We start from the raw sequence: 23,301 nt of genomic DNA, 5'->3' as shown, positions 1-23,301 counted from the left end.
GGTGTGGGCTTGATGGAGAACGCGCCCCGGGCCGGCGCCATGGATGTCTCGCCTGCGGCCAGGGAACGGACGGACGAAGGCCCCTTCGAGGAGACCCCCGATTCCTTCGGCGTGGTCGGCGTCGTCGGCGCCGGGGAGATCGGCCTCGGTGTGGCCGCCGATCTGGCGCTCAACGGGTTCCGTGTGGTCCTTGTCGACAACGATCCCGCTCAACTCGCCACCGCGGCGACGAGCCTGGTCAAAGTCATCCGGTTCGCCCCGATGCTACGTCCCGGATTCCCCGCCGGCCCTTCGGCCGCCGTGGAGGCGGTGACCATCTCGTCCAACCCCGCCGAACTGGCGTCGTGCCGGTTCGTCGTGGAGAACGTCACCGAGCGGTGGGAGGCCAAGCGCGAGGCGCACCGCGCGCTGGACGCCGTTCTCCCCGAGGGCGCCGTCGTCGCGGTGAACACCTCCAGCATCCCGATCAGCGGGCTCGCGTCCGAGACCTCGCGCGCCGAACACATGATCGGCATGCACTTCATGAATCCTCCGTACCTGACGCCGGCCGTCGAGGTGATGCGTCCCGCGGCCGCCTCGGCGTGGACTCTCGGGCGAGTGGAGACGCTCGCCCGGCTGCTGCGCAAGAAGACGATCGTCGTCGGAGACTTTCCCGGCTTCGTCAGCAATCGGATATCGCATGTGTTCTTCAACGAGGCCGCTCGCGTCGTCGCCGAACACGAGGTGCCGCCAGAGATCGTCGACCAGGTGTTCCGGGACTGCTTCGGACACCGGATGGGCCCGTTGCAGACGGCGGACCTGATCGGGCTCGACACGGTCGTCGACACCTTGGATCGGTTGCGCGAGGCCACCGGTGATCCGCGTTTCGAAAGCTGCGCACTGTTGCGGTCCATGGTCGGTGAAGGCCGGCTGGGCCGGAAATCCACCTCGGGCTTCTACACCTACGAATGAGACGGCGGAAGGACAATCGAGATGTCGGAGCTCGCTCAAGCGGCCATCCAGCAGGTGGTGGCGGCCTTTCTCAACAAGCACGATGCCAATCTCCGGCCCGCGCCGGATGACGAGCTGTTCGCCTCTGGAGCGGTGAACTCCCTGTTCGCGATCGAGCTGGTGGGTTTTCTGGAGTCCCGTTACGGCATCAAATTCACCGTGGGCGATCTCGACTTGAACAAGTTCGCCTCGCTACACCGTATCGCCGAGACCGTGCTCGCCAAACAGGCCGCTTCGGCCGGTGCCGCCTGAGACCGGTCGTCGTGGAGAACTTGCTCACCCAGGCCGAGGCCAGGCATCACAGCGCGGTGATCGCCTCGGTCGGCACCGCATGGGCGGCGGACAGCCGAGTGTGGGAGCGCGACGAGAGGCTGCCCGAGGAGGTCGTCGCCTGGTGTGCCGCAGAAGGACTGCTCGGGGCGATGATCCCCCGGGCGTACGGCGGGCTCGGCTGGAGCGCCGTGGAACTGGGCCTGCTGTACGAGGCGCTGGGCAGGGTGAGCGCGTCCCTGGCCTCTCTGGTCAATGTCCACGGAATGGTGGCGCAGACGCTGGTCAGGTGGGGGAGCGGCGGGCAACGCGAGGAGTTGCTCCCCGAGCTGGCCTCTGGCCGTAAGATCGCCGCGGTCTCGATGACCGAGCGTCAGGCGGGCAGTGACTTGAGCCTGATAGAGACCACGCTGACCGGGCAGGGCTCAGGCCACGTCCTGGATGGGACGAAGCTCTACACCACCTTCGGCCAGCGCGCCGACCTCTACCTGGTGTACGCGCGCACCGCCGGCGGCCCGGTCTGCTGCCTGCTCGATCGTACGAACCCCGGCCTCACGGTCTCACCGATCACCGGACTGCTCGGGCTGAGGGCGGCCCAGGTGGCTCGGGTCGAGATGCGCGGCTGCCGGATCGAGCCGGACGCCGTTGTGGGCAAGCCAGGGTTCGCTCAGTCGGTCCTCCTGCCCCACGCCCTGGAACACGGCCGGCACGCCGTGGCCTGGATGGCGGTCGGCATGCTCTCCTCGGCACTCGCCTCGTGCTCGGCCGCGGTCCTGGAGCGCCGTGCGTTCGGGCGCGTGCTCGTCGAGCACGGGCAGATCCAGAACATCGTCACCGCGATGGGGGTAGACCTCGAAGCCGCACGCGCTCTGTGCGTCCAGGCGTCGCGAGCAATGGCGGCGGCCGATCCCGCGGCCACCCGCAAGGTCTTGATGGCGAAATACTTCGCCTGCCAGGCGCTGGAGCGCCACGCCGCCCAGGCCGTGCAGGCCATGGGCGCTCGGGGGGCGCTGGAGGACGACGGCGCGTCCCGTATCTACCGGGACGCCAAGGTGCTGAACATCATCGAGGGCACGCCGCAGCTTCTGGAGAGGCTTCTCACGCCGCAGATCGCGCGGGAGGCGGCCGGGCCGTCGTGGGGGAACGGGCGGCCAGGCACCGCCTTCCACGGCAGGAAAGGGTAGAGCCGCATGATCCCAGCCTTGGCGCGGGCAGTCGTGCGCGCGGTGGCCGAACACTATGTCGACCGGACGAATTCGTGTGTCGTCGAAGTCGGGGGCCGGTCGGTCGAGATCGGCATCGACCCTGACGAGTCCTTCGATTCGCTGGCCGCCCGCATCGCTGTCGGTCTGGAGTCATCCGACCGGCCACCGAGCGGGGAGATGGCGTCCGGCGACGGGGGCGCGGTCTTGAGCGGGGTCGTCGTGGCGCTCCTGCCCCAGGTCCTGGCGGACGGGTCCCGGCCCATCCGCACGTACCCGCTGCTCGGCGACGCTGAGCGCGACAAAATCCTCTGCGAGTTCAACGCGACCGACGTGGCGTTTCCCGACGACCTGACGATCTACGATCTGCTCAGGGCCCGGGCGGAGGATTCCGCGGACCGGATCGCCGTCAGCACGGACGACGGGACACTCACCTACGGGCGGCTCGCCGATCGGGCGGAGCGCCTCAGCACGTTCCTGGCCCGGCGCGACCACGGTGCACACGGTGTCGTGGCCGTCCTGGCACGCAGAACGCTGGATCTTCCCGTCTCCCTGTTCGGGATCCTGGGCGCCGGCTTGGCTTACCTGCCTCTGGACCCGTGCTCGCCTCCAGAACGGCTCCGCCAGATGATCGGCAAGTGCGGGGTCACGACCATCCTGGCCGACCGCGATTGCCCGGTCGCCGCGTGCCTGACCTCCGGAGAGGGCAGCACGCGGGAGGTCTTCGCCCTTGATGCCGCGGAACTCTACGCCCGAGCCGGGGGTGCGAAGCCGCCCGAACCTCGCGACCTGTGCTACGTGATCCATACCTCGGGCTCCACGGGCGAGCCGAAGGGCGTGATGGTCGAACACCGTTCGGTGATGAACCGCTTGGCTTGGATGCAACGGCGGTTCCCCTTGGCAGGGCAGGACGTCGTCCTCCAGAAGACGCCGATCGTCTTCGACGTCTCGGTCTGGGAGCTGTTCTGGTGGCTGTTCGGCGGAGCTCGGATGCACCTGATGCGCCCGGGCGCGGAGCGGTTCCCCCTCGCCATCGAGGAGACCATCGAGAAGCACGATGTGAGCGTCGTTCACTTCGTGCCCTCGATGCTCAACGTCTTCCTCTCCCACCTCAGGACCGAGGCCTCGGCGCACCGGCTCGCCGGGCTCCGCCTCCTGTTCTCAAGCGGGGAGACGCTCCTGCCCCCGACCGCGGCGGCCTTCGACGAACTGCTCGGACGCAACGGAGCACAGCTGGTCAACCTGTACGGACCGACGGAGACCACGGTCGACGTCACGGCTTTCGAATGCCCGGCCGGGCCGCCACCAGACCGGATCCCGATCGGCAGGCCCATCGACAACACCCGGATGTACGTGCTGCGCCACGGCCAGCCGGTCCCGGTCGGGGTGTACGGGACGTTGTTCGTCGCTGGGGCCGGGGTGGCCCGCGGCTACCTGGATGACCAGGCCCGGACCGCGGAGCGGTTCCTTCCCGAGCCAGGTCATCCCGGACAGAGCATGTACGACACCGGCGACATCTGCCGCTGGACGGCCGCCGGCGAACTCGAGTATCTCGGTCGCGACGATCTCCAGATCAAGATCCGGGGCATCAGGGTGGAGCTCGGCGAGGTCGAGCACGCGCTGCTCGAGGTGCCACTGGTGGCCGGCTGCGTGGTGTTCGCGGACAGCGCCGACCCCGTGCGGGTCGTGCTACGGGCGGTGGTCACCGAGGCGAAGGGAAACGTGCACATGGGGAATCGGCCTGTGGGGCTGACCGGGGACCGGCTCCGTACCGAGGTGGCTCGGAAACTGCCGGGCTATCTGATCCCCGCGAGCTTCGACCTCGTCGAGGCATTGCCCCTCACCGCGACAGGCAAGGTCGACCGGACGCTCCTGGCGCGTCCGGAGTTCCTCCAGACTCACGGGACGCGGCTGTGAACTCCGTTCGTACCTCCCCAGACCGATCCGTCGCCGTCATCGGCATGGCCGGGCGCTTCCCCGGCGCGGCCGATGTCGATGAGTTCTGGAAGAACATCGCCGAAGGTCGGAACTGTCTGACCCACCTCACCCGCGAACGACTTCGCCGGGCCGGGGTTCCGGACGGCTGGCTGACCGATCCGGACTACGTGCCGATGGCGTCGGCGCTCGAGGACGCAGACTGTTTCGACGCCGGCCTGTTCGGGTTCTCACCGCGCGAGGCCGGGCTGCTCGATCCACAGCAGCGGCTGTTCTTGGAGCTCGCCTGGACCGCGCTGGAGCACGCCGGAAGGCTCGGCGCACGCGGCGGGCAGAACAGGATCGGGGTGTTCGGCGGTTCCGGTGGAACGCTGTCCGGGTACGGCCCGGTGATCATGTCCGGGGGCCTGCCGCGATATCCGGCGGTGACACAGGAGCATCTCGGCAACGAGAAGGACTTTCTGGCGAGCCGCGTCTCGTACCATCTCAACCTCACCGGGCCGAGCTTAACCGTCCAGGCCTCGTGCTCCACGGCACTGACAGCGGCCCACCTCGCCTGCCGCAGCCTGATGGACGACGAATGTGACGCGGCGCTCGTCGGCGCGGTGTCGATCCGGTGGCCGCAGCATGTGGGCTACTTCCACAGGGAAGGGGGCATGCAGTCGCGCACCGGCCGCGTCCGGCCGTACGACGCCGCGAGCGACGGCACGGTGATCGGCAACGGCGGCGGGGTCATCGTGCTCAAGCTGCTCGCCGACGCGCTGCGCGACGGCGACACGGTGTACGCGGTCATCCGCGGCACCGCCATCAACAACGACGGCGGAGAGAAGCTCGGCTACGCCTCGCCGTCGATGTCCGGCATTCTGAACGCGGCGAGCCGGGCCATGACGGTCGCCGACGTCGCTCCGGAGACGATCGGCTACGTGGAGACGCAGGGCTCCGCGACGGTCCTCAGTGACGCCACCGAGATCTCGGCGCTCCACCGGGCGCTCGGCGGCACGCGGTGTGCGATCGGCTCGGTCAAGGCCGCCGTCGGCAATCTGGATGTCGCAGCGGGCATCGCCGCTCTGATCAAGTCCGTGCTGGCCGTCCACCATGGGCTGATCCCCCCGAGCCCATACTTCACGGCGCCACATCCGCGAGTCCACCTCGATGACGGCGGGCTGTTCGTGAATCCCCAGCCGCTGCCGTGGACGGACGCGGTCCGCCGAGCGGGCGTCACGTCCTTCTCGATCGGTGGCGCGAACGCCTTCGCCGTTCTGGAATCGGCTCCGGAGCCGAGCCGGCGTTCGCAGCCGCTGCCCTACGAGGTGATCTCGCTGTCCGCGCGGACGGCGGGTGCCCTGCGGGAGACGGCATCGCGCTGGCGCGATCGGCTGATGGCAGCCGAGTCGGCCGAGTTCCCCGATCTCGCGTACACCGCCGCGGTCGGGCGTCGCCGGTTCGGACATCGCCTCTCCGTGGTGGCAGCCTCCCCGGCCGAAGCAGGGGCACGCCTCGGCGAGTGGCTCGACGACCGGGTATACGGCGAAGAGGCCGGCGCCGTCGACCACGGGGGTGCCGCGAGCGGGCCACCCAAGATCGCCCTGGCCTTCCCGGGGGAGGGCGGCCGATTCGGCGGTATGGCCGAGGAGCTCATGAGCACGTGCCCGGCCTTCCGCGGCTTCCTGGACCGGATGTCCACGCTGTTCGCCGAACTCACCGGGCTTTCGCCGCAGGACGCGCTGGCCGCTCCAGATCTGGTCTCACGTCCGGAGCTCCGGCAACCGGCACTCTTGCTGACCGAACTGGGCCTGGCCGAGATGTGGGCGTCGTGGGGCGTGCGGCCGAGCGCGGTCATCGGGTACGGCCTCGGCGAGTACGGGGCCGCGGTGGTGGCCGGAGTCCTGACGCCCGAGGACGCCCTGCGCCTGGTGGCGGCCCGCGGGCGGATCGCCACCCGGCTGCCGCTGATCGCGCCGGCGGCAGGGCCCCTGACCGAGGCGGCTCGCGCGTTCGAGCACCACGCGCCCGGCCTGGCCATCGCCTCCAGCGTCACCGGGGCTCTCGCCCGCGCGGACACGTACGAACCCGGCTACTGGGCCCGGCACCTGACAGCTCCGGTGCGCTACGACGACGGAGTCTCAGCCCTCGTCGAGGCGGGTGTCACCGTGTTCGTCGAGACCGGCCCCGGAACGACGCCCACCGGCTTGACCGCCTCCGGACCCGGCGCCGCGCGGCTGACCTGGATCCCGGCCCTGCCCGAACGGGCCGCGACGTGGGCGGCGATCCAGGAGGCACTCGCCCGCCTGGATCGGATGGGGGCGGACGTCGACTGGGAAGCGTTCTACGCCCCGCACACCCGGCGAAGGATCGCGGCTCCTTCGTACCCGTTCGAGAGGGTTCCCCACTGGTACGCGGAAGGCACCGTGCCATCGCCTCGCGCGGAGGTGGCCGAAGCGGACGACGACGTGGCCGTCCGGAGCTCACCGGCTCTGCCGGCCCGGGACCGGGTACGGACGGTGCTGGCGAACCGCCTGTCACGCCAGGCTGAGCCCGACGCCACCCTCGTGTCGCTCGGCCTCAACTCGCTGGCGGCGGTCGAACTGCGTGCGACGCTCCGGGCCGAGTTCGGTGCCGACGTCTCGCTGGTCGGCCTCCTGGGCGACCTCACCCCGGCGGCGTTGGAGAGAGTGGTCAGCGCCGCCGAGCGGGAGGACGGCGAATCGCCCGCTGGCGTGGAAGGGCCGCTGAGCTCTGGCCAGCACGCACTGTGGATCACCCACCAGACTCATCCGGACGGGGCCGCCTACAACATCGCGTTCGCGGCGCGCTACACCGGAGCCCTCGACACCGCGGCGCTCCGCCGCGCGCTCGCTCTCCTGGCAGAGCGGCACATGTCGTTGCGTACTACCTTCCACGATCGGGACGGGGAAGCCTTTCAGCGGACGCACGGCGAGCTGGACCCGGAATTCCACGTGATCGACGCCGTGGCCTGGGACGGGGCGCGGCTGTCGTCCGAGGCCGACATGCTCACCGCCCGGCCGTTCGACCTCGAGGCCGGCCCGCTGGTCCGCCTGACGCTCTTGACGATCGGGCCGGAGGCCGGGGTGCTGCTGCTCGTCGTCCACCACCTCGTGGCCGACATGTGGTCCCTCGACCTGATGCTCGACGAACTGGCGGCGCTCTACCTCGCGGAGACGGGCGGGCCGCCGGCGCACTTCGACGACCGCGCCGCCACCTACGCGACCCATGTCCGCCGTCAGCACAAGTACCTCGACAGTGATGACGGGCACAGGGCCCGCGCGTACTGGCATGCCGAACTGGCCGGTGCTCCGACGACGATGGCGTGGCCGGCCTTCGGCAGGGAGCCGGGTGAGGACGCCGGCGGCGCTTCGTCGATCGGCTTCGTCCTGGGACCCGAGCTGACCGCGAAGGTCAGGGGCCTCGCCGGTTCCGCGCACGCGACCCCGTTCGCGGTCTTCCTCACCGGACTCCAGCAACTGCTCCGGCGTTACACCGGGCAGGCCGACGTCCTGGTGGGCGTCCCGGTCTCCGGGCGCACGGATCCGGACCTGTGGGACTGCGTCGGCTACTTCGCCGATCCCGTGGTCCTCCGGGGCGACCTGCGCGGCAGGCCGAGCGTCCGCGAAGCCGTGGCCCGCAACCAGCGCACTGTCGCCGAAGCGCTGGAGTATCAGGAGTACCCGTTCGAGGCGCTCGTCCGCGAGCTGGCACCTTCGCGGGAAGCGGGCCGGAACCCGCTCTTCCAATGCATGTTCGTCTACCAGGAGGCCCGGCGTTCGCCGGAGCTCGCGGCGATCCACGCCGCGGGCACGGGACCGGTGGCGGAGCCGGTGCCATGGGCCGGCCTGGGACTGCGGCCGTTCCGTGTGGCACAGCAGGAAGACCAGCACGACCTCAGCCTCGTGCTCTTCGAGGACGGCGAGAACGTCCTCGGCACCCTGCGATACCGGCGCTCGGTCTTTCCCGACTCGGCTGCCCGCCGGGCCGTCGAGGACTATCTGGCCATCCTGCGGGCCACGACCGGCGAGCCGGATACGGTCGTCGATGACCTTGTCCCAGAGCCGGGTTCCGGCGGGTCCGGGGGCGGGTCAGTCGTCATCGCCGATGACGACAGCATCGTGGCCCGCTTCGCCGTCGCGGCCGCCACCCACGCGTCCCGTCCCGCGGTCCGCTGCGACGGCGTCGAGATCGACTACGGGGCGCTGGACAGCCTGTCGTCGCGATGGGCGGCACAGCTCCGGGGCCTCGGCGCGGGGCCCGGCCGCCGGGTCGCGCTGCTCCTGCCCCCGAGCGTGGACACCGTCGTCGCCGTGCTCGCCGTACTGAAGAGCGGAGCCGCCTACGTCCCGCTCGATCCGATGAACCCGGTCCGGCGCCTGCGCGGGATGATCGAGGACTGCGGCCCGGTCGCTGTCCTGACCCACCAGGCCTCGGTCCGTGGTCTCGAGGGGATCGCGCCACACGTGATGGCGATGGACGGCGCCGCTCCGCCCCCACCCCGCGATCCCGGACCCTGTCTCCGGGCCGGAGACCTGGCCTACACCGTCTACACCTCCGGGTCGACCGGCGCACCCAAGGGCATCGACGTCGAGCACCGCCAGGTGCTCGGTCTGCTCGACGCGATGCGGCGGCATGTCGCGCCCGATCCGGAAGCGGTGTGGACGCTCTTCCACTCGACCGCTTTCGACGTCTCGGTGTGGGAGCTGTGGGGCGCCCTGCTGTCCGGTGCATGCCTCGTCGTGATCCCGGGTCCGATCGCCCGCGACCCCGAGCGGTTCCTCCGCCTTCTGGTCGCTGAGCGGGTCACCCATCTCAACCAGACCCCTTCGGCTCTCCACGGGCTTGACGCGGCCGTCGAGCGCGCCGGCCCGGCTGGGCTCATGGTCCGCCACACCTTCTCGTGCGGGGAACTGCTGCCAGGACCGCTCGCCCTGCGCTCGCTCGCGTGGTGCGGAGAGCTGTGGAACCTCTACGGCCCCGCGGAGGCGACGGTGTGCGTGACCGCGCGCCGCGTTCGTCCCTCGGACTGCGCGGGAAACGGGGTGCCGGTCGGACATGCCCTCGACAACGCGACCGTGACCGTTCGCGACGCCCAGCGCCGTGAGCTGCCGAAAGGAATCGTCGGCGAGCTGTACATCGGCGGATCCGCGGTGGCGCGCGGTTACGCCGGCCGTCCGGAGCTGACCGTCGCCCGCTTCGTGACCGCCCCTGACGACCCGGGCGGCCGCAGGTACCGGACGGGGGATCTGGCTTGGGTACGAGCCGACGGCCAGCTCGAGATCCTCGGCCGGATCGACAACCAGGTGAAGGTCAACGGTTACCGGATCGAGCTGGAGGAGATCGAGGCCTGTCTGGAGCGCGACCCCGCCATCGCCCAGGCGGCCGTCTTCGTGGACGGGTCCGGCGCTGACGACAGGCGGATCACGGCGTGTGTCGTCCTCGCCGGCGGCCGGTCGGCCGAGGAGAGTACGTTGCGCGCGTCGCTGCGAACCAGCCTTCCCGAATACATGGTGCCCGCCGCCATCGAGTTCGTGCCGACCCTGCCGTTGACGATCAACCAGAAGGTGGATCGCAGGCTGCTCGCCGAGCAGGTGAGCCGTTCCCGCCCCGCCACGGCCCGTACGGCGGCGGCGGTGGCCGTCCGGGGACGGGGCGAAATGGAAGAGCTGGTCGCCGAGGTCTGGGCCGAGGTGCTGCGACGCGACACGGTCCGCGACGACGACAACTTCTTCGATCTCGGCGGAAACTCCCTGCTGCTGCTCCAGGTGCATCGGCGGTTGGCCCGTGCCGTGGCGGGCCGGGCGCTGACGGTCGCGGATCTCTTCCGCTATCCGACCGTGTCAGGACTCGCCGCGCGCCTGTCCACGGGAGCCAGGGCCCTGACCGCGGCGGGTGGCGGTGAAGGGATCGATGATCTCGGCGTGCGCCGTGCCGAGGCACGTCATGGGGCGGTGTCGCAGGGGAAGCAGCGCGCCGCCGCGCGGAAGGCCGTCCGGGAAATGGCCGACAAAGACCGAATGGAGCGGCTTCCCGATGAGGAAACGGGCATTGCGGACGGATGGGGAGCTGGGGATGGATGAGATGGATGGTGTCGCCGTCATCGGCATGCAGGGCAGATTCCCTGGGGCGGGCGACATCGACGAATTATGGACCCGCTTGCGCTCCGGCGACGACATGGTCACCGACTATTCTGAGGCGGAGCTGAGGGATGCCGGCACGCCCGAGGATCTGCTGAGGGATCCGGCGTTCGTCCCCGCTGGGGCGCCACTGTGCGACGCCTACGACTTCGACCACGAGTTCTTCGGCTACACCCGCCGCGAAGGCGAGCTCCTGGACCCGCAGCACCGGCTGGCCCTGGAGACCGCGTGGCGGCTCCTTGAGACGACCGGCTACGCGGGCCGGGGCGGGACCGCGATCGGGGTCTTCGCCGGGACGTCGATGAACACCTATATGCACAACGTCGTGGCTCGGGAGGTCGACCTGCTCACGGCTGAGGGCACCGAGCTGCTGCTGACCAACGACAAGGACTACCTGGCACCGCGTCTGTCCTACAAGCTCGGCCTCACCGGTCCGAGCGTCACCGTCCAGACGGCGTGCTCGTCGTCGCTGAGCGCGATCCATCTGGCGGTGCAAAGCCTGCTCGCGGGTGAGTGTGATCTGGCACTGGCGGGTGGGGTCTCGGTGCTCGCCAATCCGCATCCCGGTTATCTCCATCGGGAGGCAATGATCCTTTCCCGGGACGGCAGGACCCGGGCGTTCGACGCGGACGCGAGCGGAACAGTGTTCGGCGACGGCGTCGGCCTCGTGGCACTCAAACGTCTGCCTGACGCTCTCGACGACGGCGACACAGTCATCGCGGTGGTGAAGGGCTCCGCGCTCAACAACGACGGCGCGGCCAAGGTCGGCTTCGCCGCGCCGAGCGTCGAAGGCCAGCGAGCCGTGATCGCCGAGGCTCTGGCGGTCGCCGGAATCGACGCGGCAGCCGTGTCCTACGTCGAGGCCCACGGCACCGCCACCGCGCTTGGTGACCAGGTCGAGCTCGCGGCGTTGAGCGAGGTGTTCGGCGCGGCACCACGCGAGACTCCATGCCTGCTGGGCACGGTCAAGGCGAACTTCGGGCACCTGGCGGCGGCCGCGGGTGTGGCCGGTTTCATCAAGGCGGTGCTGGCACTGCACCACGGCGAGGTTCCGCCCCATCCGCACTTCCGCCGCCCAGGCGAAGGTCTCGCGGACGGAGTCTTCCAGATCAACACCGAGCCGGTGCCGTGGCGGCGAATCGACGAAGTGCCGCGCCGTGCCGGTGTCAGCTCGTTCGGGATGGGCGGGACGAACGTACACGTGGTGCTGGAGGAGGCCCCCGACGTGCCCCCGAGGCGCTCGGAGCGCGCCCGATGGGAGCTGGTGACCGTCAGCGCCCGAGACGAGGCCGCGCTTGAGGAGCTCTGTGGAAGTCTCGCGAACTGCCTGGACCCCGGCAACGCCGGGCAGGTCCGGAGGCCGGGCGAGGGACACGACCTGTCCGACGTCGCGTTCAGCCTCGCGGCCGGCCGCCGCGCGCACCCCTACCGGTACGCTGTGACAGCGGCCGATTCGCGTGCTGCCGCCGAGGCCCTCCGCAGCGTGGGCCGCCGGCAGATCGCCGGCCCTGCTCACACCCCCGGCCGGACGGTGCTCATCATCGGTGACGGCCCATTCGCGGGACTCGGCGACGCGGCGGCCTTCGGCCCGATTCGTGAGACGCTCCGCGGTTGCTCCGACATCCTCACCGGGCTCGGCGTCGAACTCGACGGGCTGCTTCCGGCCGAGGCGCGCCTGGCCGATCTCGTGTCCCGGCTCGCGATCGGCTCGCTGTTGACCGGCTCGGGATGGGAACCGGACGAGATCCTCGGCGACGAGAACATCGCCGCTCACCTGCGAGGAACCGCCGGCCTGGCCGAGACGATGCGCCGGATGATCGCTGGACCGGCCACCGCGACGGTCGGCTGGGAGGGTGTGAAGGCCGACGGAGTGGTGGTGATCGGCGACGTGTCCGCACCCGCCCCCGACGCCGTCGTCATAGGCTCGCGCTCCGAGCCCGGCGCCTCCCGGTCCGAGCAGCTGCTCCGCGTGGCCGGACGACTGTGGACGGCGGGGGTTCCGCTCGAATGGGCTTCCTGGCGTCCGGGAAGACCCCGGCGTGTCCCGTTGCCGGCACATCCCCTGAGGCGCGAGCGGCTCGCCATCGCCGGGCCGAAACGGAGGAGGCGTCCGGAACGCGACGCCGCCCCTGCGAGATGGCTTTACACGGAAGCCTGGCAGCGGACGGTCCCGGCACCGTCCGAGCCGGAGCCCGCGGCGCGCTGGTTGCTGTTCGAGGATTCCGGCGGGGTCGGTTCCGGTGTCGCGACCGAGCTGACACGGCTCGGCCACGAGGTGATGAGAGTTCGTGCCGGCCAGGTCTTCGGACGCTCCGCGCCTGATGCGTTCACCGTGGATCCGGACACGCCGGGCAGCGTGGGCGCGCTGTTCGCCGCCCTGGCCGCCGAAGGCCGGCTCCCCGGACGCGTCGTGCACTTCTGGACGCTGGACGGCGACAGCGCCGACAAGGCGGCGTCCGTCCCATGCCAGGCCCGCGGATTCCACGGTGTGCTCGACGTGGTGGCGCAAGCCTCGCAGCACGCCGTTCCCGACGCACGCACCGCGATCACAGTGGTCACCACGGGGGTTCACCAGGTCCTTGGCGGCGAATCGGTCAACGCGGCGGCGAGCATGGTCGACGTCGCGGTCTTGGTGGCCCGTCAGGAGTTCCCGAAGCTGAGTGTCCGGACGCTCGACATCGACGAGTCGGACCAGGCAAGGGGCCTCGTCGATGAATTGCTCGGCCGCACCGCCCACCGCGCACTCGCCTTGCGTGGTGGCGGCCGCTGGGTCAAGCGCTACGTCCCCTTGGTGGACTCCGCGCCGCTGGTACCGGCGCGTGCTGGTGGTGTCCATCTCATCTCCGGCGGCCTTGGGCGCGTCGGGTTGGCGCTGGCGGAGAAGCTGGCCGCATTCGGGGACACCCGTCTGATCCTCACCAGGCGATCTCCGTTCCCCGACCCACGGGAGTACGACGACTGGCTCGGCGACCACGGCCCCGACGATCCCGTCAGCCGGGTCATCGAACGGATCCGGCGGATGGAGAGCCTGGGCGCGCAGGTGTACGCGGTCTCCGCCGACGTCGCGGACGAGCGGCGGATGCGTGCGGTCGTGGCAGAGGCGGAGCATCGCTTCGGCCCGATCGGCGCCTGGTTCCACGCCGCGAGCGTCCGGCCCGTCACGGCATCGTGCCTGATCGGCGGGGCCGACCGGGCCGACTGGCGGCGTATCTTCACGCCCAAGGTGCAGGGCGCGCTCGTCCTGCGACGGATTTTCGCGGGCCGGATCCCAGGTGTGCTGATCTCCTCGCTCTCGTCGGTTCTCGGTGGTGTCGGATATGCCGCTTACGGTGCGGCAAACGCCTTCCTGGACGCGCTGGCCCGGGCCGACGACACTCTGACGAGTATCGCCTGGGAAGCCTGGGCCTTCGACGACGACCCCGGCGCGGTGTCCGCCACGCGGAAGGAGCTGGCAGGTCTCGCCCTCACCGCGGACGAGGGCGCCGAGGCGTTCGGGCGGATTCTGCGCCAGGCGGGGTCCTCCTCCGTGGTCTACGTCTCGGCCGAGGACCTGGACGCTCGCGTCCGGCGGTGGTCGCCTCCGCCTCCTGATCCTGCCGGAAGCGCCGCCGCACCCACCCCCCCGTTGGAGGGCGACGATCTCAAGCGGGCCTTGGCCCGGCTGTGGAGCGAGGAGCTGCGGAGCGAGATCGACAGCTACGACGCCAACCTCTTCGACCTGGGCGGCGACTCGCTGCTCGCGGTCGAGTTGGCCATGAGGATCGGGGAGGAGCTCGGCGAGAAGCTCACTGCCGACGACCTGCTCGGTGCGCCCAGCATCGAGCAACTGGCGGCGTTCCTGCGCGGTGGCGCTTCCGGCGCGCTGGCGGAGGTCGTGGACGAGCGCGTGCGGCGGCGCACCCACGGCAGGGCCGGCCTTCGCGGGAGAACGGACTGATGGGCGCCCAGGGCGACGAACGGATCGCCATCATCGGCATGGCAGGACGCTTCCCCGGCGCGGACAGCGTCGAGGCGCTGTGGCGGATCCTCGACGAGGGCCAGGACGCGGTCACCGACTACTCGGACGCCGAGTGCCTCGCCGCCGGCGTCGCGCCCGAGCTCGTGGCGCACCCGGACTATGTCAAGAGTGGTGCGCACCTGCGTGGCGTCGGCATGTTCGATGCCACGTTCTTCGGCTACACAGGTCGTGAGGCGGAGCTGACGGACCCGCAGCAACGGATCTTCCTCGAAGTATGTCACGAGGCGCTGGAGGAGTCCGGGCATGGGCCGACGACCTTTCCCGGCCCTGTCGGGGTCTACGCCGGGCCACGCAACTCCGACTACACCAGGCTGCTGACCGGGCCCGAATACGGCGATGTCGCCGCGGACTTCGCGAAAGCCGCGAACGCCCCCGACGGCCTCGCGACCAAGGTCGCCTACAAACTTGACCTCACCGGCCCGGCCCTGACCATTCAGACCGCCTGTTCCACCTCGCTGGTCGCCGTGCACCTCGCGTGCCAGCAGCTCCTCGACGGCGAGTGCGACATGGCCTTGGCCGGAGGGGTTTCGCTGCGGTTGCCGCAGCACGCCGGCTATCTCTACCGCGAGGGCGGAACACTGTCCCGCAGCGGCCGTTGCCGGTCGTTCGACGCGGCGGCCGACGGCCTGATCTTCGGTGACGGCGCGGCCGTGGTCGTCCTCCGCCGGCTGTCGGATGCGCTCGCGGACGGAGACAGGATCCTTGCCGTCATCCGCGGTTCGGCGGTCAACAACGATGGCGCGCGCCGCGCGGGATACGCCGCCCCGGGACTGCTGGGACAGGCGCGGGCGATCCGCGAGGCGATTCTGGTCGCCGGGCTCGAGTCCACCGACGTGACCTATGTCGAGGCGCACGGCGCGGGTACTCCACTGGGCGACCGGGTGGAGTTCAACGCCCTGACCCGGGCGTTCGACACCGGCGAGCGCGGATTCTGCGCTCTCGGGTCGGTGAAGGCGAACGTGGGCCACCTGGACTGCGCCGCGGGGGTCACCGGCCTGATCAAGATCGTGCTGGCGATCCGGCACGGCCGCATCCCGGGCAACCCGCAGCTGCGTGTGCCCAACCCCGAGCTGAACCTGATCGAGTCGCCGTTCTACCTCGCCGCGGAGGGGACGGATTGGAACCCTCCGTCCGGGACTCGAATCGCCGGAGTCAGCTCCCTGGGCATCGGGGGCACCAACGCTCATGTCGTCGTCGCGGAACCCCCTGTGCCGCCGCCTCCACCCCGGTCGACGGCGCGCGAGCACCTGATCGTGCTCTCGGCCCGCAGCCCCGAGGCGCTGGATCAGGCGAGCGATGACCTGCGCCGGTACCTGGAGGATCACGCGGACGCCGATCCCGCCGACGTCGCCTTCAGCCTGCAGACCGGCCGCCAGGCGCATCGGCACCGCAGGGCCGTGCTCGCGGACGGCTGTGCCGCCGCGGCCCGGGCGCTTCGTGACGGCGACTTCGTGACGGAGAGCACCACGGTTCCCCGGCACCTGGCCGATCTCGTGGACGGTTGGCTGCATGGCCGTGAGGTCGCCTGGCAGCCGCTCCACGCCGGTCAGTCCAGACGGCGGCTCGCGTTGCCGACCCACCCGATGTTCCGCAGGCACTACTGGCCGGTCACGCCGGCAGAGCAGTTCGAACCGTCGGCCCCCGCCGGGCTTGCTGAGGAAGAGACCAAGACCATGGACGCCTTTCTGACCGAGCTGACGGTCCTCGTCGCCGCCCGATTCAAGGTCGATCCCGCGCTGCTGGACCCCGACGTGCCGTTCCTGGAGGTCGGCGCCGACTCGCTGGCCCTGCTCAACGTCCTGGCGCCCATCGAGGACCGATACGGGGTCCGGCTGTCCATTCGCCAGTTCTTCGGTGAGGTGCGGACATTGTCCGAGCTCGCCGACTACCTGAAGAAGAAGTCGCCGAGGCCTGAGGCTCTCGCGGCCATCGAACCCCCGGGGGTGCCCGCCGCGGTCGTGGGCGAGCCGGGGACCGCCGAGGTCCGGCTCCCTGCCGGTGAGCCGGCGACGGCGGCCCCGTGGAGTGCCGCCGCCTCTGGGGCCACGGCGGCGCAGCCCGCGCCCTCCGCGGTGGAACGTCTCCTCGCCGAGCAGATGCGCCTGATGCACCACCAGCTACAGATCATCGGCGGCACTGTCGCGGGCCCCGACGGGTCCGGCGCGCCGGCTGCCCTCGACCGGTCCGGCATGCCGGCTGCTCCCGACGCCCAGGCGGCCGCCGTGGCCGTTCCGCCCTCGGCCGTCACCGAGCCGGAGCCCGGCCCGCTCGCCCCGCTCGCTCCGGGGAGGCGGCGCAAGGACGGCCGGGGCGCGGTGGACCCGGCCCGCCGCGACGAATACCTGCGACGCCTCGCGGCGCGCTACACGGCCAAGACCGCCAAGTCCAAGGCGTACGCCGAGAGGTTCCGTGAGATCATCGCCGACAGCCGCTCCACCATCGGCTTCCGGATGTCGACGAAGGAGATGCTCTATCCGATCGTCGCCGGCCGCGGCCAGGGGGCGCGATTGTGGGATGTCGACGGCAACGAGTACATCGATCTGACCCTGGGGTTCGGGGTTCACCTGTTCGGACACAACCCGTCTCTGGTGACGCGCGCGATCGCGGAGCGGATGGAGACCGGCTTCAGCCTCGGCCCGCGCAGCGAGCTGGTCAACGACGTCGCCGAGGACATCCTCGCCCTGACCGGCATGGACCGGGTGGCCTTCCTGAACAGCGGCAGCGAGGCGGTGATCACCGCGCTGAAGCTGGCGCGCGCCGCGACCGGCCGGGAGAAGATCGTCATCTTCGAGACGGGCTACCACGGCCACTCGGAAGGGGTCCTGGCCGCGCCGAACTGGGTCGGCGGCGAGCTGCGGGCCAAGCCACTCGCGATCGGTGTCACCCAGGGCGCGATCGACAACGTCTACGTCCTCGACTTCGGGACCGAGCAGGCGTTGGAATTCATCGACCGGCGCGGCTCCGAACTGGCCGCGGTCCTCACCGAGCCGGTCACCACCCGGCACCCCGGCGAGCAAAACCCGGACTTTCTGCGTCGCCTGCGCGAGCTGACCTGGAAGCACGGCACAAAACTGATCTTCGACGAGATGGTCACCGGGTTCCGCTGCCACCCGGGCGGCGTCCAAGGGCTGTACGGGATCGAGGCCGACCTGGCCACCTACGGGAAGATCATCGGCGGTGGCATGCCCCTTGGCGTGGTGGCCGGGCGTGGCGGGACGATGGACGCGATCGACGGCGGTGGCTGGCGTTTCGGCGACGGCTCCTACCCGACCGCGGAGTCGACCTTCTTCGGCGGCACCTTCAACCAGCACCCCCTGGCCATGGCGGTGGCGAAGGCGACGCTGGGCGAGCTGCGGCGGCAGGGGCCTGACCTTCAGCGGTGCCTGGACGACAAGACCAAGCGCTTCGTCGACGCCATGAACCTGGACTTCCAGGCGCTGGAGGCGCCCATCGAGGTCAACCGGTTCTCGTCGTGCTACCGCTTCACGCATGACGCGAACATGGACCTCTTCTACTACAACATGCTCGATCGGGGGATCTTCATTTGGGAATGGCGCAACTGCTTCCTGTCGACCGCGCACGAGGACGGGGATCTGGACCGGATCCGCGAGGCGGCCCGCGAGAGCATAACGGAGCTGCGGGAGAACGGCCTGATCCTACCGCGGTCCAGGCAGGACGCGCCGATCGCGCCACCGCCGGCCACGACGGCCGCCGGAAGGCCGGCTCCGAGCGGCGGCAACGGGGCGCCGCCTCCTTCCCCCGGCCCGCTGACGGCCGCCTCGCGAGCACAACAGCAGCTATGGGCGCTGGCGAACGTCTCCGCCGAGGGCTCGCTCGCCTACACGCTCTTCGCGGGATTCTGGCTGGACGGACGGCTGGATCGGGACGCGTTGCGCACCGCGGTGCGGGGTGTCGTCGAACGGCACCTCGCCCTCCGCAGCGTGTTCACCACGGACGGGGAATCCACCCGTGTCGTGCCCATGGAAGAGGTGGCCTGGGATGAGATGTTCTTCGAGGCGGAGTGCGCCCAGTCCGAGGTGACGGCCTTCCTGGACGCTCAGGCCCGGCGCCCGCTCGACGTGCCTGATGGTCCGTTGCTGCGGATGTGCCTGGTACGCGTCGGTGAGGAGAGGCACCTCCTGCACATCACGGTTCACCACGCCATCGCGGACGGCTGGTCGCTGCTTCCCTGGATCGAAGACCTGGCGGCCCTCTACAACGGTGAGCTCGGCTTCCTCCCGGCGGACGGGCTGCCCGCGCCGGTCCAGTTCTCGGAGTTCCTCGCCTGGCAGGCCGACGAGGCCGAATCGGCGCGGTCGCGTGAGGACCGGGTCTACTGGAACACCTTGCTGGACGGGGCGCCGGAGCCGGAGCTGCTGAGCGGCCGCGGTGCCGGTCTGCCTTCCTTCAGGACCGAGCGGCACCGCTTCGAACTGGGCAAGGAACACGTCGGCAGATTGCGTGCGGCGGCCCGCGCGAACGGTGTGACGCTGTTCGCCTACCTGGTGGCCGGCTGGGGGGTTCTGCAGCACCGGCTGACCGCCCAGGACGACGTGGTCGTCTTCGCGCCTTCCGCGGCGCGGCCGGACAGGTTCGAGCGCACGGTCGGCTACTGCGCCAATCAGATGGCGCTGCGCCTGAGCACGAAGCCCGGGACCGAGGTCAGCGGTTATCTCAGGACCGTGCAGGACCAGCTTCTGGACGCGTTGGAGCACGCAAACCTCCCCTTCGCCGAGGTCGTCGCCGATCTGGACGTCCGTCAGCCGGGCCTGTCGCGCCGGCTGTTCCGCTCCTCCATCGTGCTGGACCGCAGGGTGGAATGCCCGCAGCTCGTGGGCCTGCGGATGAGCGAGGTCGAGAACATGCCGCTGCACTGCTCGCCGTACGCGCTCAGCTTGCAGGTGGTGGACACCGCCGATGGCGGTCTGCGGTGCGAACTCGACGTGGACGTCGAGGCGCTGCCCTCCGGCTTGGCCGAAGGCCTGGCGGGATACCTGACGCTGCTGCTGGACCGCATGGCAGAGGACGGCGGGCGCAGCCTGCTGACTCTCGACGTCCTCGACGACGTCGAGCGGGAAGAGGTGCTGAGCCTCGGCCGAGGGCCGACGGCAGATCTCGGATCGCGCCGGATCCCGGAACTGTCCGATGAGATCGCGGCCGAGGCTCCCGGACGGGTCGCGGTGACCTGTGAAGGCAGGTCGCTCACCTACGAGGAGCTCAGTTCGGCTTCGAACCGGCTGGCCAGGGTGCTCCGGCGGGTGCTGCCGCCGAACGGTGACGGCGAGGCGTTCGTGGGAGTGCGGCTGCCGCGCTCCGAGCGGTTCCTGGTGGCGCTGCTGGCTGTGTGGAAGGCCGGTGCGGCCTATGTGCCGCTGGAGCCGAGACATCCGATCGAGCGTCACGCCCGGATGCTGGAACTGGCCGGGGTCGAGGTCGTGCTCTGCGACGAGCCCGTCGAGCAGGTTCCAGGGGTTCGCTGGCTGCGACTCGCCGATCTGCTGGCCGAGGCCGAGAGGGAGGACCCGGGCGCCGCCGGTGTGCCCGCCGGACTGGACACGGCCGCGTACGTCATGTTCACCTCCGGCTCGACCGGCGAGCCCAAGGGCATCGTGGTCGAACACCGTGCGATGCTCAACCACGTCCACGCGATGGTCGAGGTCTTCGCGATCCGCCCGGATTCGGTGGTCGCGCAGAACGCGCCGAGCTCTTTCGACGTGTCGGTCTGGCAGTGGACCGCGGCGCTGATGGCTGGCGGCTCGGTGGCGGTCTGCCCCGACGCCGATGTCGCCGAACCCCGGCGCATGATCCGCCGCTTGGCGCAGGACCGGGTCACCGACCTGGGGCTGGTGCCGAGCTACCTCGCCATACTCCTGGACGAACTCGACCTGCAGGACCCCGAGGCGGGGCCGTTCCTTCCCGACCTGCGTCACGTGGTGCTGAACGCGGAGCCGCTCAAGCCGGTTCTGGTCGAGCGGTGGTATGCCCGCTTCCCAGACGTGCCGCTGTCCAACGCTTACGGTGCGACCGAGACCGCCGATGACGTGATGATTCCCGTCACCGGTGTGTCGGAGGGCCTGGTGACGCCGACCGGCGGCCCGATCGCGAACACGTCGGTGTACGTGGTCGATGAGGCCTTGCGGCCGGTTCCGGTCGGTGTGAAGGGCGAGATCGTGGTGGCCGGGGTGGCGGTGGGTCGTGGGTATCTGAATGCGGTGGGTGCATCGGCTCAGGCGTTCCTCGATGCGAACCCGGTGGAACCTGAGCGTCCGGGGCGGGCTTACCGGACGGGTGATCTGGGCCGGTGGCGTCCGGACGGGCAGTTGGAGGTGCTGGGCCGCCGGGACCATCAGGTGAAGGTGCGTGGTCAGCGGGTCGAGTTCGGCGAGATCGAACGCGTCCTGCACCGCGTCCCCGGTGTCGCCAACGCGATCGTCAATGCGTTCCAGGAGGTCGCGACCGGTGGCACCTATCTGGTGGGTTACCTCGTGCCGGCCCCGGGAGCGGTCCTGGACGTGGAGGCGATCCGGGCCGCGCTGCGCGCGAAACTCCCGGACTACATGGTTCCCACCAGGCTGGTCGTCCAGGATGCGCTGGTCCTCAACTCGACCGGCAAGGTTGACCGGACGGCGCTGGCCGAGCCCGCGCCGGAGAACGATCGTCCGGTCACGCGGGCGCGGCACTCGCTCGACGAGAGGGTGCTCTCCGCGGTCGCGTCCCTGTTCGGGCTGGACCGGGTCGGCATCGACGACGACTTCTTCGCCCTCGGCGGGAACTCGATCGCCGCTGTCAGGCTGTCCCAGCGGCTGCGCACGGCGATCGGGGCCGAGGTCCCGGTGATGACCGTCTTCGACAACCCGATCCTGCGCGACCTCGCCGACGCTCTGGCGGTGAGTGGCGGTCAGGACACGGCGGACTGCCCGGAGCCGGGCGCCGATCGGGCACAGGTCCTGGAATGGGGCCGCGGCCCAGACGTGGATCTCGGCTCGATGACCGTCGCGGAGCTGTTCGCGGCTCGGGCGGCCACGGATCCCGCTCGGGTGGCGGTGATCTGTGACGGGCTGGAGCTGACCTACGGGGAGCTGGACACCAAGGCTAACCGGCTGGCGCGGGTGCTGCGGCGCTCGCTGCCGTCGCATCCCGGCACCGAGACCTTCGTGGGAGTGCGGCTGCCGCGCTCCGAGCGGTTCCTGGTGGCGCTGCTGGCTGTGTGGAAGGCCGGTGCGGCCTATGTGCCGCTGGAGCCGAGACATCCGATCGAGCGCCACGCCCGGATGCTGGAACTGGCCGGGGTCGAGGTCGTGCTCTGCGACGAGCCCAGCGACAGGCTGCCGGGCCACCGGTGGCTCAGGTTCGCCGATCTGTCGGCGGAGGCCGAGGGGGAGGACCCGGGCACCGCCGGTGTGCCCGCCGGACTAGACACGGCCGCATATGTCATGTTCACTTCCGGCTCGACCGGCGAGCCGAAGGGCATCGTGATCGAGCACCGCTCGATGCTCAACCATGTGCTCGCCAAGACGGACTCCTACGAGGTCGGCTCCGGCACCTTGCTGGTGCAGAACGCTCCGGTCTCCGTCGACGTGGCGATCTGGCAGTTCTTCGCACCGCTGCTGGCCGGTGGCCGGGTGCTGGTGCCCTCCGACGCCGAGATCACCGACCCGAAGGCCTTCTTGAGGGTGCTGGAGGATCGGCCCGCGACCCTGATCGAGCTTGTCCCGAGCTTCCTGGCGGTCCTCCTGGACGAGCTGGACTTGCAGGATCCGGTAAGGGGTACGGTCTTCCCGAAGCTGCGGCACATGGTGCTGAACGCGGAGCCGCTCAAGCCGGTTCTGGTCGAGCGGTGGTATGCCCGCTTCCCAGACGTGCCGCTGTCCAACGCTTACGGTGCGACCGAGACCGCCGACGACTTCATGCACCCCAGGACGGGGATTCCGGAGGGCCTGGTGACGCCGACCGGTGGCCCGATCGCGAACACGTCGGTGTACGTGGTCGATGAGGCCTTGCGGCCGGTTCCGGTCGGTGTGAAGGGCGAGATCGTGGTGGCCGGGGTGGCGGTGGGTCGTGGGTATCTGAATGCGGTGGGTGCATCGGCTCAGGCGTTCCTCGATGCGAACCCGGTGGAACCTGAGCGTCCGGGGCGGGCTTACCGGACGGGTGATCTGGGCCGGTGGCGTCCGGACGGGCAGTTGGAGGTGCTGGGCCGCCGGGACCATCAGGTGAAGGTGCGTGGTCAGCGGGTCGAGTTCGGCGAGATCGAACGCGTCCTGCACCGCGTCCCCGGGGTGGCCAACGCGATCGTCAATGCGTTCCAGGAGGTCGCGACCGGTGGCACCTATCTGGTGGGTTACCTCGTGCCGGCCCCGGGAGCGGTCCTGGACGTGGAGGCGATCCGGGCCGCGCTGCGCGCGAAACTCCCGGACTACATGGTTCCCACCAGGCTGGTCGTCCAGGATGCGCTGGTCCTCAACTCGACCGGCAAGGTCGACCGGACGGCGCTGGCCGAGCCCGCGCCGGAGAACGATCGTCCGGTCACGCGGGCGCGGCACTCGCTCGACGAGAGGGTGCTCTCCGCGGTCGCGTCCCTGTTCGGGCTGGACCGGGTCGGCATCGACGACGACTTCTTCGCCCTCGGCGGGAACTCGATCGCCGCTGTCAGGCTGTCCCAGCGGCTGCGCACGGCGATCGGGGCCGAGGTCCCGGTGATGACCGTCTTCGACAACCCGATCCTGCGCGACCTCGCCGACGC

General features: G+C 70.3%; 7 protein-coding genes. All 7 read left to right on the top strand.

The features are described 5' to 3' along the window. Nucleotides 1–951: 3-hydroxyacyl-CoA dehydrogenase family protein (locus EJK15_RS53005; RefSeq protein WP_240777777.1), on the top strand; the 951-nt coding region annotated here is incomplete at its 5' end. Between the two features lie 21 nt (nt 952–972). Beyond that, a complete protein-coding gene (locus EJK15_RS53000; protein ID WP_138718069.1) occupies nt 973–1,242 on the top strand; it encodes an acyl carrier protein in 270 nt (89 codons plus the stop codon). Between the two features lie 11 nt (nt 1,243–1,253). Next, nucleotides 1,254–2,444, top strand: coding sequence for an acyl-CoA dehydrogenase family protein (locus EJK15_RS52995; RefSeq protein WP_138718068.1), 1,191 nt, complete (start codon nt 1,254–1,256; stop codon nt 2,442–2,444). An 18-nt stretch (nt 2,445–2,462) separates the two neighbouring features. Further along, the gene (locus EJK15_RS52990) at nt 2,463–4,379 is read left to right on the top strand and encodes an amino acid adenylation domain-containing protein (RefSeq protein WP_171075057.1); all 1,917 of its coding nucleotides are present in this window, start codon (nt 2,463–2,465) and stop codon (nt 4,377–4,379) included. Next, a complete protein-coding gene (locus tag EJK15_RS52985; protein ID WP_138718066.1) occupies nt 4,376–10,483 on the top strand; it encodes a hybrid non-ribosomal peptide synthetase/type I polyketide synthase in 6,108 nt (2,035 codons plus the stop codon). Before EJK15_RS52990 ends, EJK15_RS52985 begins: the two co-directional genes overlap by 4 nt. Then, on the top strand, nt 10,476–14,477 hold the full coding sequence (locus EJK15_RS52980; protein ID WP_171075056.1) for an SDR family NAD(P)-dependent oxidoreductase: 4,002 nt from the start codon (nt 10,476–10,478) through the stop codon (nt 14,475–14,477). Before EJK15_RS52985 ends, EJK15_RS52980 begins: the two co-directional genes overlap by 8 nt. Further along, nucleotides 14,477–23,301: non-ribosomal peptide synthetase (locus EJK15_RS52975; protein WP_138718064.1), on the top strand; the 8,825-nt coding region annotated here is incomplete at its 3' end. The genes EJK15_RS52980 and EJK15_RS52975, both read left to right, overlap by 1 nt.

The organism is Nonomuraea basaltis, assembly GCF_005893125.1.
In the GTDB taxonomy this organism is placed as follows: domain Bacteria; phylum Actinomycetota; class Actinomycetes; order Streptosporangiales; family Streptosporangiaceae; genus Nonomuraea; species Nonomuraea basaltis.
Note: the sequence above shows the minus strand (reverse complement) of the source record. Positions and strands in the feature narration are given on the sequence as shown.

What these genes read in the sequence shown, in the direction of transcription:
- EJK15_RS53000 (WP_138718069.1), top strand. Translation starts at nt 973, where the DNA reads ATGTCGGAGCTCGCTCAAGCGGCCATCCAGCAGGTGGTGGCGGCCTTT.
- EJK15_RS52980 (WP_171075056.1), top strand. Translation starts at nt 10,476, where the DNA reads ATGGATGAGATGGATGGTGTCGCCGTCATCGGCATGCAGGGCAGATTC.